We start from the raw sequence: 19,253 nt of genomic DNA, 5'->3' as shown, positions 1-19,253 counted from the left end.
GACTAAATAACTGGCGAGTATGAACCTTTATCGGATACTCATGGTTTTTTTGTCTCACTGGCTCGCAGCCGATGTTCGGTGTGAACCATCCCGATATTGGTGGTCATGACGTTACCAGTAGTGGCCGGGTAGTCCATAAAGATGGCAATGGTCACGGCCAGGGCCAATCCTTCCAGTGGAATCCCCAGTAGATTGAACACAATCGTAAAGAGAAAGGCGCCCATACCCGGAGATGGCGGAACTGCTACTGAAAGAATCATGCACAAAATCACCACCGGAATCATATCTGGTAATGAAAAAGCGATGCCATAAATATTCCCTACAAATAAAGAAGTAAGCAACAGCATTGGAATGGCATCCTGCTTATTAAACAGGACTCCCACCGGAATGGAAAAATGCACCACGTAATCCCGGATTTTTTGTTTATTCAGCGCTGTAGAGGTATGGCTTACAAATGTGGCACTAGAACTTGCGGTCGATAAGGCAATCAGCAAAAATGGCGCAGTCGATTTCAAATAAGCCAGAGGACTGGTTTTTTCATAAAAAGCCAGGCTCAATAGCATGGCCAAATCGATAAACAGGTAGGTACCGAGAATCAGAGCAATCAGCCGAAAAGCCCCCAGCAAAGCAGCGCCTTCTCCAGAGATCATCATGTTCAGGATGCTGATAAAGACCACTCCGGGCATCAGTGCGCAGACTGCATCCAAAATGGTTGAGAAAATCAGATTGGCTTCAGTAATAATCCGGGTGATGGAGGGAAACCGTCCTTTTAAGGTCAGCATGACAATACCGCTAATAATGGCCAGAAAGATAATCTGCAGAGTATTACCGTCGAGAAAGGGCGAAATGATATTGGCGGGAATAATTCCAAAGACCATCGTCCCAATCTGATTCCACAGCTCATTCTGACCACCCTGAGCAGTGGACCCTGTCCCGCCCAGCAAAAATATCTGAGCCATAACCAGAGAAACTGCTGAAGCCAGTAGAATAACTGCCATCGACCAGGTTAGCAATAGCCGGAAAATGCGTTTCATTTGGGCCAGATTATCCATATTAAAGATGCTACCGATAGCTGAGAAGAACAACACCGGAATGACAATGGCGTTAAGAAAACCAAAAAAGGTACTGCTGATTGGAGTCAGAATGTCGCTACCGATCTGTTTGCCCAGATCCGGTGTTACCGCTTGAAGAATAAGCCCCGTAAAAATAGCACTTACCAGGGCAATCGCGGTGGTTAACGCCGGGTTTAGCGGTTTTTGCTTAAGTGTATAGGAGACGTTATTGCAGCCTTTTTCATACGAGTAGGTCACTGCTGACAGGCCGATTAAAATATTTTGTCCGATACGGTTGTATTCAGCTTCCTCATCTACTGATGTTTCTGGTAAGGTCAGCGGGTTTTCCGGATCTCCCCAGTAGTTTAGTGCCAGGGTGATGGTTCTGAATCGTTTCTGAATTGACAATTCAAAACGGGCATTGTCCTGAGCCTTCTCCGCCCAATAAACAATGGCTTCTTCTACAAAGAGCTGGGCTTTCATATTGTCAGTTTTAGGACATTTGTATTTTTGAAGCATTTCCGAAACAAAGGCATTCGCTTGATTAAGGCTCGACAGACGCAGTGGTAATATCTTTTTTATTTCCATGGTTCCCCCTTGTGTTATGTATCTTATGACTGCAGTCTTTAAGAACCATGCCGCTGACTTTTTAAAGCTTTGGATAAAAACCCGCAATTTCGGAAATAGCCAGGGGCTGTCATACAAATAACACAGGATAGACTCTACCCTGTGTTATTTGTATGACAGAAAATTCCTATCTTCAGCAAATGGTAAACATGTTAGTCTAAGATTGCTACTATTATACCACCTGACTCATTCTTCCGTCATCATAATTTAATTGCCAACCCACTCCAAATTTATCGACCAGGGATCCGTATACCTTGCTCCAGAAGGTTTCCTGGAGTTCCATCTCCACCGTACCCCCAACTTTTAATTTATAGTAAAGAATTTTGATCTCATCCAGATCATCACTAAAGATAACCAGGGTCATCTTATCGCCTTGAACATCTTGAGGTTTGGGGGGGATATCCGAAAGTAATACACGTGTTTCATCCGTCTCCAAATCAGCCCGGATCACCACTTTTTCAGATTGATCCAGATCTGCCGCTTCCTGTTTGTTAAGCATTTCACCAAATACGATGATTTCCGGATTATCAGTGCCAAAAACATCCGCATAGAATTCCACAGCCTCCTGACAATTTCCATTAAAACTAATATAGGGTTGTATCTGCATCACTACACTCCTTTTTCTGTTTTGGTGCAAACTGAACGTTTGAGGTTCGCGCCATTATTTTCTGTTTCAATCAATTTTACAGAACCATGACACTCTGTTACATTGTATAGCCCGTATTTTGCATTTTAAACGGTTTCGGGTAATTTTTTTACAACTTTCTGCAAAATAAAATTGACCAGTAGTAAATCTGCTGGTATTATTATAAGGGCGCAAATGCAATTTTACACTTTATGGTTGAAACAACTTTTATTCTGATTCTGCATCTTGTACTACAAAAGGAGGATTTATTGTGAGTATATTATTTTTAATTATCGGACTGATACTATTAGTTAAAGGCGCCGATTATTTTGTGGAAGGTTCATCCTCCATTGCTAAGCGGTTTAATATCCCCAGTATGGTTATCGGTTTGACTTTGGTGGCCTTTGGTACGAGTTCACCGGAACTCGCTGTCAGTGTTTCTGGTTCTCTTAATCAGACCAATGGAATCGTCTTCGGGAACGTTGTGGGTTCCAATATTGTTAACATCCTTTTTATTCTGGGAATCTCAGCTTTTATCAACCCCATTAGCATCAAGTCAAAAACAATCTTCAAAGAGATGCCCTTTGCAATCCTAACCACCATCGCATTAATGCTGATGGTAATGGATGGCTTGATCAATGGCGCCCCGATCAGTGTGATTTCCCATTCTGAAGGATGGATATTACTGTTATTTTTTGCAATTTATCTTTATTCGATGGTAGAAATTTCTGTTTTGGGCAAGGAAGAATCCGAAGAAGAAATTATTGTACTTCCAGTTCCTAAAAGTGTAATATTCACCATTGGGGGGCTGGTTGCCATTGTTTTTGGAGCGGAACTGGTGGTGGGAGCCGCTAGCGAAATTGCCGCTATCCTGGGTTTATCAGAAACCCTAATTGGTTTAACCGTTGTGGCTATTGGCACCTCACTACCGGAACTGATCACCTCAGTAGTGGCTGCCAAAAAAGGTGAAAATGATATTGCTGTGGGCAATATTGTCGGTTCCGGCATTTTTAATGTGCTTTTTGTCATGGGCATTTCCGGGGTAATTTATCCCATCGATATTGATGTTGCCTACTACACCGATCTCTGGATCTTGCTGGCGGCGATGCTGATTGTGGTGCCGATGATGTACACCTCAAAGAAAATCAGCCGTTTTGAAGGCGTCGTGATGATGCTGGGTTATGTTGGATATACGGCCTTTATCATTATGCGGGCTATTGCCTAGCTATAAACGCCAAAAGCACATGCTTAACGTGTGTGCTTTTGGTGCCAATTTAGAGTCGATCTTCATATTTGTGAATCAGCTGATCCATGGCGGCCACCGTCGTTTCTTTAGGCAATACATAGGGGCTGTCAGGCAGGCTTCTGAAAAAATCATCAAAAGCCGCAACAATATTCTCTTCCTTCAATTTAATGGTTTTAAACACCTGCTGACCAGCTTTTTCATAGTGAAGGATAAGATGCACTAAAGTAGCTTGATTGACAAACTCAACCGCCGAATTAAAAGCAATCTTATCTTCATTAAATGCATATGTTTTCCGAGCATCTACGTGAATATCATCGCGGACCCGTTTTATCAACATTAATCGTTCTGCCGGAGTAAAAGGTTCACAAACCTCCTCGGGAAAGTACATGTTGCCATTCTCCATAAATGCTGCCAGATTTTTTAGCGAGAATATGTTGATCATAGCTCGGTTTTCCTGTTTAAAATAGTCATAAAAACGATTCGTGGCTGTCACTAGCTGTTCATAAAAAGGAAAATCCTTTCGAACCTTATCTGCTACCAACTCATGGGTGGCATAATAAGCAAAACAGGGCAAGGGCTCTACCACCTGACGAATCCGATAAGAGCTGTCCAGTGAGTAAATAGCAAATAAGTCCCGGCTTTCTTCAATAAAAGGCTCAGTTTGCTGAAGGATTGTCACAAAGCCGGTCTGATAAAGTTTGAAAAGCTCCGGATCACGATATCGAATAGCCCGACTGAAATCCCGTGAAACGGTAATCACATCTACTGAGGTCAGGATAAAATAAGGAAAGAGAACATTGATTTCCTGGGTATCCCCGACAGAATGATGATAGTAATTCGAACGATACGTGACATTGTCTAACAGGGTCAGCCCGATCAACGTTTTAAGGGCACCAAGTCCTGGATCTGCAGCAGTTTCTTCACCGGTTTCCGGAAAACTCTGCACATCCTGCAAGGTCAAATGTTTCTGGCTTCCCATCATCTGCTGAAATATATGCTGGTAAACCGCTTCAAAATGGCTGGGAATGGCCAGTTTTAAATGCGGACATTCCCTGCAAAACAGTTCCTGATCGACACTGCTTTCAATCAATGCCAGAACCGGTCCGGTTCCTGATATAATTTGAATTTTTTCCCTTTCATCAGTGGCAGCTTCACACCTAATTTTTATTTCTTTTGAAAAGGAAATCTGGTAGGTGGTTAACTCATAAATAATTGCGATTAGTTCGACTATGTTTTGACGGTTATAATAAGTCCGTTCCCCCACCTGAATAATTTCCAGCAAGGCTTGTAGTTCTTCAACCTCAGCACTTGAAAGGCGTAATACCTTTGAAAGATTGTCAAAAACTTTTTTAGTGGGTAGCCGCTCCCCGGTTTTAATCTGTTGGAGAGTGGTACGGTTTATTTTTCCCATTTCTGCCAGGAATTGAATTGTTTCTCCACTCGCTTCAATCAGTTCCGTTATTTTTTTGCTAAATTGCGTCATGCTCAGCTCCCGTTCGGATTGATTTTAAAACTTTACTAAAGTTCTTACTTCTTTATTATAGCTAAGTCTCCACTAAAAACAAGATGTGGCATTTCGTGTGCCAACATATTTTTTTCTTGCTCGATCAGGGCTTCTGATTACATAAAAAAAGATAGTCTCCTCAGTTTAACTGATGAACTATCCAAATTTGATATTACCTATTTTTAGCCGATGCTAAGCGATATTACCAATGACGTTATTTGCCCATTTGATCGACTCCCGGTAGTCGTGGTAAATAAAGTAATCTTCGATTTTTAGAGCCCGAGCTATGGTTTCAACCAGAGACCAATCACCTTTTTCATAGGCCAGTATTAATTGATGAATTGGAAAAAGGATCCCCTGTTTCTTTACCAGTGCATCAAAAATGGACTCTGGGAGTGTGATCTCTGCCAGAACCATATCCATGGGCTGATCCAAAATGGCGTCCAATACACTGAACAGCCCCATCAAAGCCGCATCATGCTCCTGCTCAATCATCCCAGCTCTTTTAGCCAGAGACTCAGCAAAACGTGTGCGAATCAGCGATAGTTTGATGAGTTCAGTAGGTTTATCCTTACTTACTTCATGGATCATTAAGATACTGATCCAACGTTCGAATTCTCTTAGACCGATATAACTCAAGGCAAATTTAATGCTACAAATTGATTCACTACCAGCCCGGAAACTGGCTAACCTGAGCAATCGATAGGTCAGGGTTACATCCTGTTCAATAAGATCCGCCAACCGATCAAAAGAGGGTTCATCGGCATTGATTTCGGTCATCAGTTGAAGGTATTGAATCTGCGATGGGGTAGCCTGGAAGGAGCGCCCAGCTATCCGGGGTTTACTGAAGAAATAGCCTTGAAACAAGGAAAAACCCATCTCTTTGGCTTTAATGAATTCATCCTGGGTTTCCACTTTTTCGGCTAATAATGTTTTTCCCTGGGCCAGGCCAGCTGGAACATCATTGGCAATGGTATCCAGAGGTGTTACCATAATATCGTACTTAATAATATCCGCCAAAGGGGTCAGGGGGTAGCTTTGATAAGTTTGGGCAAAATCATCAAGGGCGATGCTATAACCCATGTTTTTAATGTCTACCAAACGCTCAATCAGATTTACACTGACTTCGATATTTTCCAGCATTTCTACAATCATCCGATCCGGCTTGATCAGTTCGACAGCCTCTGAATGAATGAAGATCTCATCAAAATTGATAAAAGCGATTTTGTCTTCAATGAGATTTTCAAGGCCTGATTCAAATAAACCGGTGATGACCATGGCGGTTGCACCTTGAGAAGATACCCCACCAAATTGAGTGGATTGGCTGTTAAGCCGAAATAAAAGCTCATATCCGAATACTTCAAGTTGAGCATTAAAAATCGGTTGTCTGGCAATAAACATATTCTCCCCCTTTTAAAGCGGAGGTTCCGCTTCACAGCTAAAATAGGCATATTTAAGTGAGTAGTATTTAGTTTATCATAACACAAGCGGTGCGGATTAACAAGCAAATCGAATCGTACTAATTGAAATAACTGAATCCATCGATTAAAATCGAGCACTGATAGAGCCTTGATTACCGGGTTTATTTTCCAGGCTTTCCGTAAGCAAATTTGCCTTTAAAAATCAATCGGCCATTACGATCATAAGAACGCCCTTCCCCATGCCAGACCCCATTGACAAACTCCCCCTCATATTTGAGCTGTCCATTATCGTAATACTCTTTGCAATGTCCGTTAGGCACCGAGGGATCTTTACTATTAACTTGATTGCTAGAGAGCCGGGCAAAGTTGCCTTCGCATTTGAGTTTACCATTGGCGTCAAAAATGCGCCCCTGACCGGAGGCATAACCATTGGCAAAATTTCCGATATACTTGAGTTTGCCGTTTTCTTCATACAGTTTACCCTGACCGGAGGCCAGACCGTTGACAAAATTGCCTTCATATTTCAGAATACCGTTTTCGTAATATTCCTTGCCTGATCCCACCTGGATGGTATTTACAAAAAAACCAACGGAGGCCAGCCGATTGTTGATAAAACGCTGGCCGGTAAAGCGATTCCCCTGATAATAACCGATAATGTAACCATCTTTACAGGGGATTCTTATCTGAGGCTGCTGGCCATTCGCCTGGCTATTGTTTTGGGATGTTAGATAGAGCCAGAAGCCGACACCGACGATGACCACCAGAACAAGAAAAACAATGCCACCCATACCTACCTCACTTTGTACTTATTGATAGTTATATTATAAACCCATTCGTGGTGGCACCACAAGTCTTTCTATTAAATTAGAAATGCCGAGTTTAATCACAGATCGCCTTCAATTCGTAGTTCCGAATCAGTTTATCCATTTCAGCAAGGGTTTTTTCAGTAGGAAGAACGTAATCACTGTCTGGTAAATTGGTAAAAAAATCTTTAAATGCTGCAACGATGCAAGGTTGCCGAAGCTCAATCGTCTTATAGACAACCCGGCCATCAATTTTATAATGCAAAATCAAACGCAGACAGCTGGCGCTTTCATAGATAAATTCCGGTGCTGAATTTAGAAACAGTTTATCGTCATCGATGGCAAAAAGAAGCCGTCGATTATTTAAGAGATCATCGCGAACCTGTTTTAATGTAGTGAGTCGTTCAATCGGTGTTAAGGGATGATAGATCTCCTCAGGAAAAACAAGACTTCCATCTTCCATAAACCGCCGTAAATTTTTCAGTGAAAAAATATTGAGCATTCCCCGGCTTACTTGCCTGAAATAATTATAATAACGATCTACCGCCTCAAGTAAATCTTCATAATATGGAAATTCTTTATTAAGTTTAATCTTAAGCATTTGTCTATCAGCGTAATAAGCAAAACAAGGCAGTGGCTCAACAACTACCTCTACCTTAAAACTCCGATCCAAATCAAAGACCTGAAAGAGATCATTACTCTCCAGAATAAAAGGCTGCGTATCCTCAAGCATTTGCTCAAAACAGTTTAAATAGAGCTTATGAAAGCCAGGGTCCTGGTATCGCACGGCCTGGGTCAAATTCCGGGAAATGGTGATAACCGCTCTTGAAGTTAAAATAAAGTGCGGGAACAGAGCACTAATCTCCTGACCATTGTTCTCTTTCTTTAATTGATGAACATAACAATGCGATTGATAATTGACATTATCCAGCAGTGTCAATGCAATCAAATGCTTCAACGCTCCTAAAATCGGATCAGCCTCGATATCGTCGGATTCACGATGCAGGCTCAGTACATCCTGAAGCCGTAATTGCTTATTATTCCCCAACATCTGCTGAAATAAATAATCGTATACCGCCTGAAAGCCATAGGGGATAACCAGTTTTATCATTGGCTCAGTTTCCTCAGACAGTTCCCGATCAATACTTTGTTCAATCAGGCTCAGTACTTGTTTTTCTCCGGAAACGATCTGCATCGATTTAACTAGATTCTCTGAATTTGCAGCAAACCTTTTAGGACTGAGCTCCTTCGAAAAGGGAATCTTATATTCGGTCAACTCAGAAATAGTTTCGATGAGTTCAATAATTTTTTGACGATTGGCATAGGTCCCTTCCCCCACCTTAGCGATTTCCAGCAGTGATTCCAGTTCCGCTTCTTCAACCGATGAAAGCCGCAGGACCCGGGTCAATTTCTTAAAAAAAGCCCGCGTAGGCAAACGTTCCCCAGATTTAATCCGCTGCAAGGTGGTACGATTGATGTTTCCCATTTTCGCCAATGACTGAATAGTTTCACCGCTTACACTAATATATTCTGCTATTTTCTGACTAAATACTGACATAATACCTCCCCTATTATTTTATATTGCTTGTTATTATTATTTTCTCTTAAAGACTTATATTCAATTATGTCTTTGAATACTCATTTAATCTTAAATGATCATAATCTTTTTATTGTTTTCTTACAAGTGTAATATTTTGTGATGTTACCGATCGATAATATTATCACTCAAGATTCACATTAGTTTATTTGACTTTTTGAAAGTTAGTGATTCATTTTTATTTATTTTTGTGATTTTCTTAACACTATCACTGGTAAATTGTTAGGTGAATCGATATAATAGGTAATGTTGCTGACACATTGCTTAGTATTTTTATACCTACGCAAAACCAATAGCAAGCACAATAAAAGGATTCAACCTATGTTGTGTGACAATCAAAATTGATTGAACATAGTGTTGAAAATTTCAAAGAAATGGTTTAAAAAAACAGAAAGAGGTTCATCATGAAAGAAAAAAAACAGTCCCCCATTGACACTCAACCGATTTTAAACGCGACTATTGCCGTAGGTAAAGACAGGCAAATCATTAAAAAACACCTGTCCACCAAACTGTTGGGATTCACCCTGGCAATTCTGGCCATCGCGGTCATCGCCCTTGGCGTGGTTTCATATAATATGGGCTCAAAAGCCCTTTTGGAACAGGCCAATAGCGATGCCCAAAAATATACCAATGAAGGTGCCGCACACGTGGCTGCTATCATCGCCGGAAATCTGGAAACCCTCACAGAAGTCAGTAAACGCAATGGTATTGCTTCAATGGATTATGCCACCCAGGTGGCAGCCATCGATAGTGATATCGAGACATTAGGGTATGAGGACCTGGCCGTAATGAATATGGACGGTCATGCCAAATACCTCATCAGTGGCGGCGAATTTGACTCCTGGGGCGAATTCTGGTATGAAAATGGATTCACGGGAGAAAATGCCATCTCAGATGTCGCCATCAGTAAGGTGACCAAAGCCCCCTGTGTCTTTGAGGTTGCCCCCATCAAAAACAACGGACAGGTCATTGGGCTATTGGTTGGCCGCCGTTCCCCGACCTTCTTAAAAGTAACCACCAACGCCATGGGTGATGGTGACCGTCAATACGGCTTTGTCGTCAACAATGAGGGCGGCTTCATGGCCCATCCCAATGATGAGGTTATTTTAAACCAGACCAATGTCTTTAATGAAATTGACAATGAGGGTGTTTGGAAAAATTTCGGGCTGGCTTTTAAAGAACTTGGTGCCGGACAAACCGGAATGCTCACATACGTTTTAAATGGTGATACTAAAATCGGCGCCACGGCGCCGATCTCGGGCACCAACTGGAACCTGATCATTGCTCAATATGAAAGTGATGTGCTGGCACCGATGGTTCATTTACGCAATATCACAATGTTAATTTCTCTGTTAGTGTTAATTCTCGGTGCCACGGCGGCCTGGTATCTGGCTAAAAAAATTACTAAACCGATTGTTGATTTAACCTCTCTCGCCAATCAGATGGCTCTGGGCGATGTAGATCTCGAAATCGCTGCTACCAGCGCAGACGAAATTGGCGCACTGATGAATTCTTTCGCCACCATCATTGCCAACCGTAAAGACCAGGCCAAGGCTGCCCAATGTTTATCAAGAGGTGACTTCTCCGTAGAAATCATCCCCCAATCCGATCAGGATGTGCTGGCCTACGCCCTGATCGACATGGTAGCAGAAATGAATAAGGTCAACGCGGGAATCAAAAAAATAGGCACGGCTGCCCAGGATGGACAACTTAATTACCGGGGTAATACCACCGAGTACACTGGTGCTTTCAAGGATATGATTATTAGCCTCAACAACATGATTAACACCTTTGTTAAACCACTTAAGGTAGCCAGCAAGGCCATTGAGCGAATTGGTAACGGGGTTATTCCACCCGCCATCACGACCGAATACAAGGGTGATTTTAATGCGCTCAAAACTAACATCAATGCCTGCATCGACGGGTTGGGTGCATTAACAGAAGGAAATCAGGTGCTGGCAATGCTTTGTGCCAATGATCTGTCCCAGAAAATTGAAGGCAGTTATCAGGGTATTTACCAGGAAATTGGCGAATCGATTAACGGAGTTCACGCCCAGATGGTTCACATTGTCGAAATTGCCAACAACATTGCCGCCGGAAACCTCTGTGATCTGGACAATCTTAGAGCTATTGGACAGCGTAGCGACAACGATACTCTGGTGCCCAGTTTTATTTCGATGATCGAAAGCATTGCCCTGCTGGTAGCAGAAACCCAGACGATGACCCGGATCGCCGTTTCTGGCGATCTGACCAACCGCGGCAATGTGTCTAAATTTCAGGGCGAATACGCCAAGGTGGTTGAAGGTTTCAATCAGACCCTGGATGTGGTTATTGAACCCATTAATGCTGCCTCGGCGACGCTCCGGGAACTGTCCCAGGGCAATCTCCACACCGCCATGACCGGCGACTTTAAGGGCCAGCATGGCCAAATTAAAGAAGATATGAATCAGACCATTGCCTTCCTGAAAGAATATGTCGAAGAAATCACCCACACTCTGGAAGAAATTGGCCAAGGGAACTTGAATCAGGAAATTACCACCACATATCTGGGCGATTTCCAGAATATTAAAGCCGCTCTCAATCGTATAACCGCCAGCCTCAGCACAACCATGTTTGACATTAATAATGCTGCCGGACAGGTTGAAAGCGGCGCGCGTCAGATTTCTGACGGTGGTCAGGCCCTGGCACAGGGTGCTACGGAACAAGCCAGTGCCATTGAGGAACTCACCGCTTCGATTGAGGAGGTGACCCAGGAAACCAAGCAAAATGCAATCAGGGCCAATGAAGCCAACCAACGCTCCATTGAAGTCCGTAACAACGCCGAAATCGGGAATGTCCGAATGAACAGCATGGTCACTGCCATGGTAGATATCAATGACTCATCCCAAAATATTTCAAAAATCATCAAGGTGATTGATGACATTGCCTTCCAGACCAATATTCTGGCTCTGAATGCGGCGGTAGAAGCCGCTCGAGCCGGACAACACGGTAAAGGCTTTGCGGTAGTCGCCGAAGAAGTCCGCACCTTGGCCGCCCGCTCGGCCGAAGCCGCCAAAGAAACCACCGGGTTGATTGAAGGCTCCATCGACAAGGTTTCAATCGGTTCAAAAATTGCCGATGAAACAGCTGAAAGCCTGTCCCAAATCCTTTCTGATATTGAAAAGGTCACTGCCCTGGTAGGGAACATAACCCAGGCATCCAACGATCAGGCCGCGGAAATCGCTCAGATTACACAGGGGATTGAACAGGTTTCTCAGGTGGTTCAAACCAACTCAGCCACCGCTGAAGAGAGCGCGGCCGCCAGCGAGGAACTCTCCGGGCAGGCCGAAATGCTCAAACAAATGGTTGGTGCATTTACCATTAAAACTAAAAAAATCGATTTTTCCTCAGAAGGGATCAGGAAAACTTCGCAATCTACTGCTTCCCTATCAATACCTCAAATTGAGCTGGATGAGTGGACAATGGATAATGACAAATATTAAGATCATCAGCTTTGTTTTCTTAATAGTAGTGATAATCTAACTAAAACCAATTTACTTTAGAAGCACTCTTGATTTTCTAGTTCAACAGGGTTATAATTTTTACAGGTAAATTTTTATTGCATTTAATTTTTACACCCAGGAGGATTTAATATGGCTATTGTATGGACTCAGGATTTATCTGTCGGTGTCGCCAGTATCGATGGGCAGCATCAACAATTATTTAAAATGGCCGATGAACTTTTTGAAGCCGGTAAAAACGGTAAATCCAAAGAAGTAGTCGGTGAGCTACTGAATTTCTTGGATGCTTATACCAAACAGCATTTCAGTGATGAGGAAGCCTACATGAAAAGCATCAATTACCCGGGACTGGCTGATCAGCAGACTGCTCACAAAAACTTCATAGCAGAACTAGCCAAACTAAAAAGCGCATATGATACATCGGGCGGTAATATCTCGGTGATCATCAATGCTAATCAGATGGTTGTTGACTGGCTGACCAAACATATTTCCGTCATGGATAAGAAAATTGGCGTTCACACCAAAGCATAATCTAAAAAGAGCGGGAAGATGATTGTTAACAATCATCTTCTCGCTCTTTTACTATGGATACATTCTTTTTATAATCTAATTGGTCTAAGTAAGGTAAATAAATTCCCTATATTTTCGCTTAGATCGTAGTCTGTTACACATTTAACTTTTTCAAGTCAATTTAGCTGTAATTAAAAAAGAAGCAGTCCGCTGGATGATAGAGATCCGGGCTTTCGCTTCTTTTCAGGTTTATGCTTGTCAACCAAAGCATTAGAATATACTGTTTGTGGCTTTTTTCCCGGACTGGCCCATCACCGGTTTTTTGTTCTGGGGCTCAGCGGCATCATTGTCGTTTTGTCTCCTTTTCACTTCAGTATTATAAGCAGCCACAGTAATCTTTCCCGATAAAACCAGACCCTTTAATTGAGAGTTGGTGTATCCACCCAGCTGATTCCCGTTAACCTTTTCTTCTTCTTTTTCGTCTATATCAGCGGTTTGGCTCTTGGCTTCCTTTTTTTCAGAGTTCTCTTCTTCGTTCTCGTTGGGTATCCGTGACGGTTTTTGATCAACGATAGAATTACGTTGGTCGGTATCGCTGTTGATGGTCGAATTTTCACTCTTCATCCGAGACCCCACATATTCCCGGCTGAGCTCCATGGTATCGTATTTATAATAAGAATTGGCTTCAGCAGCAGCGTTCTGACCGTTAATGCTATCTGCTGTAGGCTTAACAGTAACCGCTTCAATTTTTTTTGAAAGTGTGGGCGCTGAACCTTGAAGTTCAACTGCATTTAAAGTGATTGGATCCATCGTTTTTCTCCTTTCAAAGGAATATGACTTCCGACAATTAAATAGTGAAGAAAACTATTTAAACCGTTCGCTACATTTTAGATATTATATCACAAGTTATTCTTAATTTCATTACATTTTTTTCTTTTCGTTATTTGTACTTATAGTAAAAAAACCCGGTCTCCCGGGTTTTTTCTATGAAACCAATTGGTTTCAGAACTTTTTATAAGATTTTGCTCCTGCCAACACTTCGATGACTTCATCAAATGATGAGCCGATAGAAGCCTCCACAGAACTAAAGATTGTACCTTCGACAATCGGTGCATCAATAATCTTTACCTGACTGCTATCTTCCAGCATTTCTATGGCCATTTCCGAACTCATCACGGCACTGCCGAGATCAACCAGAATTACCACACCATCACCATCCTGAACAGCTTCGATGCCAGCCAATATTTTAGAAACGTCGGTACCAATGCTACCATCTTCCATTCCCCCAGCAGCAGCTATTTTAGCTTCTGGCGCCATTTGTCTGGCCAGTTCTACTGCTCCTTCGGCGACTTTCTGACTATGAGAAACAACTACAATTCCGACCATAAGTTAAACACCCACCTTTTCTGCCACTTCTTTAATGGCTTGAAAGGCATATGCCATTGATGTCGCCCCGGGATCCTGATGCCCAATACTCCGTTCTCCCAGATAGCTGGCCCGTCCTTTGGTGGCAATGATAGTTTTCGTGTATTCAACTCCGTCCCAAGCCGCGGCTTCAGCGGCAACCAGAGCCTCGGTCATCGTTTTGCCGTCAGCAATACTGGCTTTAATGGCATTGATAGCGGGAATCATACTATCGAGGATGGTTTTTTCACCTTCGACTGCTTTTCCTCTAAACTGGATGCCACCGACAGCTTCATCCAGTGCCAGAATAATATCCTCATCGGACAATTCTTCTTTACCTTTGACAGCCGCCCCGGCTTTCATAAAAGCGGTGCCGTAAAGTGGTCCGGAAGCGCCGCCAACGGTGGAGACCAGGGTCATCCCCACAGTTTTTAAGATATCGTCAATATTTTTTTCGTAAACAGTCGGTAATTTTTCCATCACCGCTTTAAATCCCCGACTCATGTTAATCCCATGATCGCCATCACCGATTGCCTGATCAAAATCGGTCAATTCTTGTCGATGTTCTGCCATTTTATCCGCATAAACCCGGATAAAATCCAGTACTTCTGCCTTTGTTGCCATTTCTTTCCTCGTTTCTATGTTCTTCTCAATTAGTTCTCTAAAACCTTTATCTTAACACCAAACTAAGTACCGACAATTGTTACATCATCTTGTACGCATCGGAGCGAACAACAGATTAACAATTGGTCGGTACGTTAGCAAAGTACTTACCAAATTGTAGCGCGAAATTTTAGTACATTTTAAAACCGATGGTATCAGCTTGAGCCAGTAATAAATCTTTTAGTTCGGCATCTAATTTTAATAAGGTAATCGATGCGCCAGCCATGTCGATGGAGGTCATGTAGTCACCCACAAAAGTCTTAAATACTTTAACGCCTTTGTCCGCTAAAATTTGTTGAACTCGACGGTTTAAGATATATAGTTCCATTGGTGGGGTTGCTCCGGCACCATTGATCATGACGGCGACTTCGTCACCGGCTTTAGGATCCATATCTTTTAAAATTCGATCCATCAGATAATCAACGATTTCATCAGCTGTCTGGATTGGTTTTCGTTCGGTTCCCGGTTCACCGTGGATTCCGATACCCAGTTCCATTTCATCTTCTGATAATTCAAAACCCGGTTTTCCTGCCGCTGGAACAGTACAAGGTTTCAAAGCGACACCCATGGTGCGAACGTTAGCAATAACCTTTAGTGCCGTGGCTTTGACTTCCTCCAGGCTAGCACCAGCTTCAGCTTTTGCACCGGCGATTTTATGAACAAAAACAGTTCCGGCAACACCGCGACGTCCGGTTGTATAAAGACTATCTTCAACAGCAACATCATCATTGGTAACCACGTTGGCCACTTTGATGCCTTCAGCTTCAGCCAGTTCGGCAGCCATTTCGAAGTTCATGATATCACCAGTGTAATTCTTGATAACTAATAATACACCTTCACCGGCATCAACTGCTTTGATCGCTTCAAATACCTGGTCTGGTGTGGGAGAAGTAAATACAGATCCTGCGACAGCACCGTCAAGCATTCCTTTTCCGACAAATCCGCCATGAGAGGGTTCATGTCCACTGCCGCCGCCGCTTACCAAAGCAACCTTGCCAACTTTTTTGTCAGCACGAATCAGCACATCAAAACCTTCTACTCGAGCTACGTATTCAGGATGGGCCAGAACGATACCTTCAAGCATTTCATTTTCCACATTTTCTACATCATTAATAAATTTTTTCATAAGACGTCCTCCTACAAACATTATTAGTACTCTAACCATACTATAACACGTTTTTACCCATTTTGAATGTAAAAAAACGATATCAATTGATTTTTTTTGGACGGAATCAACTGATTCATGAAAAATATTGAAGGAAACCTGCAAAAATTCGTTACATCAATAGGATTCCGGTTGAAAATAAAAATTTTGTGTTAATCTTTTGTAAACTTTGTGCGGATAATAGGGGTTGAATGCTGGTTAACGCTATATTTAAACCATTACGTTATCTTGCCGTACCGACCAATTGTCGGTACTAGCTTTACTGCCGATACACCCTAAACCAGCGCCGCCTTCATCTTGCGGACGTAGTCAGACAGTGGGTCGGTGGCGGCGGCGCCGTGCTCGGCGATGATCCGGACGATGGCGCTGCCGACGATAACACCATCGGCAAGCTGCGAAATCACTGCAGCCTGTTCTGGAGTGGCGATTCCAAAGCCCACCGCCACCGGGGTCTGGGTTACCTGGCGGATGTCGGCAATAATGGCGGCCAGATCGGTTTTAATCTCGCTGCGCACCCCGGTAACGCCCATCGATGACACCAGATAGATAAAACCGGTGGCATCGACGGCCAACATCTGAATCCGATCCTGGGAGGTCGGAGCAATCAGGGTGATGACGTCCAGCCCGTGGTTTTTAGCGGTCTCTCGAACCTCCCTCTTTTCTTCAAAAGGCAGATCTGGAATAATGACCCCATTGATTCCCACTTTTTCACAAGCGGTAAAAAACGTTTCGGTCCCATAAACAAATATAGGATTCATATAGGTTAAAAAGACCAATGGAATTGATGTTTTCTCCCGAACACGCTTAACCATCGCAAAGATCTTATCGGTGGTGGTGCCGATGCTTAGCGCCCGTTCGTTGGCCGCTTCAATCACCGGCCCTTCAGCGATGGGGTCCGAAAAAGGAATCCCGATTTCAATCAGATCGGCCCCGGCGGCGGCCATCGCCAGAATAAATTCCTCGGTTTTAGCAAGGCTCGGATCGCCAGCCGTTAAAAAGGCAATAAAGGCTTTCTGGTCGGCAAAAATTTGTGAAATTTTATTTGCTTTGATTTTATTTGCTTCTATTATGTTACTCATAGATATTTTCCCCCTTGTAGCGGGCAATCGCCGCCACATCCTTGTCGCCCCGGCCGGAAACATTGACGATAATGATTTCGTCTTTACTCATCGTCGGTGCCAGCACCATTGCATAAGCAATCGCATGGGCCGATTCAATGGCCGGAATAATCCCCTCAGTCCGAGACAGATAGAAAAAGGCGGCGACAGCTTCATCATCAGTGATCGGCACATACTCAGCCCGTTTGGTGTCATGGAGATTAGCATGCTCCGGCCCAATGCCCGGATAGTCGAGCCCCGCCGAAATCGAGTAAACCGGGGCGATCTGGCCGTATTCATCCTGACAAAAATAGGATTTCATGCCGTGGAAGATCCCCAGACTGCCATTGGCAATAGTGGCCGCATGGAGGGCGGTATCGACCCCTTTGCCCGCCGCTTCACAGCCGATCAGCCGGACTTCGGCGTCGGGAATAAAGTTATAGAAGGCGCCGATGGCATTACTGCCGCCGCCGACACAGGCGATTACAGCACTGGGCAGTTTGCCTTCCTTTTTTAGAATCTGCGCCCGGGCTTCTTTGCTGATGACACTCTGAAAATCGCGAACCATTTCCGGGAAGGGATGCGGCCCCATCACCGAACCGAGGACGTAGTGGGTATCGTCCACCCGGGTTGTCCATTCCCGAAAAGTTTCGTTAACAGCATCCTTTAAGGTCATCGTGCCGGAGGTAACTACATGGACCATGGCACCCAACAGCTCCATCCGAAAGACGTTGAGAGCCTGGCGGTCAGTGTCTTCTTTACCCATAAAGATTTCACATTCAAAGCCCATCAAAGCGGCGGCAGTGGCGGTAGCCACCCCATGTTGACCGGCACCAGTTTCGGCAATCAGCCGGGTTTTCCCCATTTTCTTGGCCAGCAGTGCCTGACCCAGAACGTTGTTAATCTTATGGGAGCCGGTATGGTTTAGATCTTCACGCTTGAGATAGATCTTGGCACCACCCAGATCGGTGGTCATTTTCTTCGCATAATACAACCGCGAAGGCCGACCGGCGTATTCATTTAACAGTTCGGTTAACTCAGCCTGAAAAGCCGGATCGTTTTTATAGTGTTCATAAGCTTTTTCCACTTCAATAATGGCATTCATCAGGGTTTCTGGTGTGTACTGCCCCCCGTGGATCCCGTATTTTCCTTTACTCATTTTCTTTCTCCTTTTTATATCAAATCTCCATGCTTTTATTAAACTGCATCGTCTATCCTCGGTTTGTAGGGGCGATTCGCAATCGCCCGGACGCTGTTGCTGTTAAGATAAACGCATGGCATAAGATCTACGCTTGCGGGCGGTCAATGACCGCCGCTACGGAATAATGCGTTACGACAGTGTATTTATTCCAGTAGTTTTTATTAACCGCGAATTTTTCTGATCATTTCGACAATCTCAATAATCTTGTCCCGGTCTTTCTTACCAGCGGTTTCGACGCCGCTGCTTAAGTCGACACAGTAGGGATTGACCTGGTTGATGGCGGCGGCGATGTTGCTGCGGTTGAGGCCGCCGGCCAGAAAGAAATCGCCGCTGGTTCCGGCCAGCAGATCCCAGTTGAAGGCCGCCCCGGAACCGCCGTATTGGGAAGGATCGTAGGTGTCAAAGAGCCGGTAATCGGCGGTGCTGGCCCGGATGTCGACCGGGTTGCTGATCCGCAACGCCCGGATTACCGGCACACCGGTTTGGGTTTGCAGCAACCGGACGGTGGCTTCCTCCTCATCCCCATGCAGCTGGATGATGTCGATAATGCCCTGCTCGGCCAGCGCAATGATCTCGGCCACCGGGTGGTTGACAAAAACCCCCACCGCGGCAATGCCGGGATCAAGCGCTTGTTTTAGGACTCGCGCCGTTGCCATATCGACCTGACGCCTGCTGGTGGCAAAGACAAAGCCAATATAATCCGGCCGGGCCGCGTTCACCGCCGCAATATCTTCTAAGCGGGATAACCCGCAGATTTTTATTTTTGTCATGGTTAACTCCTCGCTCTTAATTCCATCCGGCGCCAATTTTATAATAAACATTTGCTATAAAATCGACG

General features: G+C 44.0%; 16 protein-coding genes. 3 read left to right on the top strand and 13 right to left on the bottom strand.

What is annotated here, in order from left to right:
* Positions 1-38 precede the first annotated feature (38 nt).
* Entirely contained in the window at positions 39-1,640 is a 1,602-nt protein-coding gene (locus tag DOZ58_RS02455) for a dicarboxylate/amino acid:cation symporter (RefSeq protein WP_111886850.1), read from the bottom strand.
* Positions 1,641-1,851: 211 nt separating this feature from the next.
* The gene (locus DOZ58_RS02450) at positions 1,852-2,286 is read right to left on the bottom strand and encodes a VOC family protein (protein ID WP_111886849.1); all 435 of its coding nucleotides are present in this window, start codon (positions 2,284-2,286) and stop codon (positions 1,852-1,854) included.
* Between the two features lie 289 nt (positions 2,287-2,575).
* Between DOZ58_RS02450 and DOZ58_RS02445 the strand changes: the two genes are divergently transcribed.
* A complete protein-coding gene (locus DOZ58_RS02445; protein ID WP_111886848.1) occupies positions 2,576-3,529 on the top strand; it encodes a calcium/sodium antiporter in 954 nt (317 codons plus the stop codon).
* Positions 3,530-3,578: 49 nt separating this feature from the next.
* Here the strand turns inward: DOZ58_RS02445 and DOZ58_RS02440 are convergent, their stop codons facing one another.
* From DOZ58_RS02440 to DOZ58_RS02425, 4 genes are all read right to left on the bottom strand, one after another.
* On the bottom strand, positions 3,579-5,033 hold the full coding sequence (locus tag DOZ58_RS02440; protein WP_111886847.1) for a helix-turn-helix domain-containing protein: 1,455 nt from the start codon (positions 5,031-5,033) through the stop codon (positions 3,579-3,581).
* A gap of 213 nt (positions 5,034-5,246) precedes the next feature.
* Positions 5,247-6,455: an EAL and HDOD domain-containing protein gene (locus DOZ58_RS02435; RefSeq protein ID WP_111886846.1), complete on the bottom strand. Its 1,209-nt coding sequence runs from the start codon at positions 6,453-6,455 to the stop codon at positions 5,247-5,249.
* 181 nt (positions 6,456-6,636) lie between these two features.
* Positions 6,637-7,263, bottom strand: coding sequence for a toxin-antitoxin system YwqK family antitoxin (locus tag DOZ58_RS02430; RefSeq protein WP_111886845.1), 627 nt, complete (start codon positions 7,261-7,263; stop codon positions 6,637-6,639).
* 91 nt (positions 7,264-7,354) lie between these two features.
* Positions 7,355-8,836, bottom strand: a complete 1,482-nt coding sequence (locus DOZ58_RS02425) for a helix-turn-helix domain-containing protein (protein ID WP_111886844.1) — start codon at positions 8,834-8,836, stop codon at positions 7,355-7,357.
* A 443-nt stretch (positions 8,837-9,279) separates the two neighbouring features.
* Between DOZ58_RS02425 and DOZ58_RS02420 the strand changes: the two genes are divergently transcribed.
* Positions 9,280-12,357: a methyl-accepting chemotaxis protein gene (locus tag DOZ58_RS02420; protein ID WP_111886843.1), complete on the top strand. Its 3,078-nt coding sequence runs from the start codon at positions 9,280-9,282 to the stop codon at positions 12,355-12,357.
* A 150-nt stretch (positions 12,358-12,507) separates the two neighbouring features.
* On the top strand, positions 12,508-12,906 hold the full coding sequence (locus DOZ58_RS02415; protein WP_111886842.1) for a bacteriohemerythrin: 399 nt from the start codon (positions 12,508-12,510) through the stop codon (positions 12,904-12,906).
* Positions 12,907-13,155: 249 nt separating this feature from the next.
* Here the strand turns inward: DOZ58_RS02415 and DOZ58_RS02410 are convergent, their stop codons facing one another.
* The 7 genes from DOZ58_RS02410 to DOZ58_RS02380 all read right to left on the bottom strand — a co-directional run bounded on the left by DOZ58_RS02410 (position 13,156) and on the right by DOZ58_RS02380 (position 19,236).
* Positions 13,156-13,695, bottom strand: coding sequence for a hypothetical protein (locus DOZ58_RS02410; protein ID WP_111886841.1), 540 nt, complete (start codon positions 13,693-13,695; stop codon positions 13,156-13,158).
* 192 nt (positions 13,696-13,887) lie between these two features.
* Positions 13,888-14,271 carry a dihydroxyacetone kinase phosphoryl donor subunit DhaM gene (gene dhaM / locus DOZ58_RS02405; RefSeq protein ID WP_111886840.1) on the bottom strand — a complete coding sequence of 128 codons (384 nt, stop codon included), beginning with the start codon at positions 14,269-14,271 and terminating at the stop codon, positions 13,888-13,890.
* Positions 14,272-14,274: 3 nt separating this feature from the next.
* Positions 14,275-14,913 carry a dihydroxyacetone kinase subunit DhaL gene (dhaL, locus tag DOZ58_RS02400; protein ID WP_111886839.1) on the bottom strand — a complete coding sequence of 213 codons (639 nt, stop codon included), beginning with the start codon at positions 14,911-14,913 and terminating at the stop codon, positions 14,275-14,277.
* 169 nt (positions 14,914-15,082) lie between these two features.
* Positions 15,083-16,078 carry a dihydroxyacetone kinase subunit DhaK gene (gene dhaK, locus DOZ58_RS02395; RefSeq protein WP_111886838.1) on the bottom strand — a complete coding sequence of 332 codons (996 nt, stop codon included), beginning with the start codon at positions 16,076-16,078 and terminating at the stop codon, positions 15,083-15,085.
* A 314-nt stretch (positions 16,079-16,392) separates the two neighbouring features.
* A complete protein-coding gene (trpA, locus tag DOZ58_RS02390; RefSeq protein ID WP_111886837.1) occupies positions 16,393-17,196 on the bottom strand; it encodes a tryptophan synthase subunit alpha in 804 nt (267 codons plus the stop codon).
* On the bottom strand, positions 17,189-18,373 hold the full coding sequence (gene trpB, locus DOZ58_RS02385; RefSeq protein WP_111886836.1) for a tryptophan synthase subunit beta: 1,185 nt from the start codon (positions 18,371-18,373) through the stop codon (positions 17,189-17,191). The genes trpA and trpB overlap by 8 nt, the downstream gene beginning before the upstream one ends.
* A gap of 203 nt (positions 18,374-18,576) precedes the next feature.
* Positions 18,577-19,236, bottom strand: coding sequence for a phosphoribosylanthranilate isomerase (locus DOZ58_RS02380; RefSeq protein WP_242988580.1), 660 nt, complete (start codon positions 19,234-19,236; stop codon positions 18,577-18,579).
* Positions 19,237-19,253 lie beyond the last annotated feature (17 nt).

The sequence above is a fragment of the Acetobacterium sp. KB-1 genome (assembly GCF_003260995.1).
GTDB lineage: Bacteria > Bacillota > Clostridia > Eubacteriales > Eubacteriaceae > Acetobacterium > Acetobacterium carbinolicum.
This window is presented reverse-complemented; position numbering and strand designations above follow the sequence as displayed.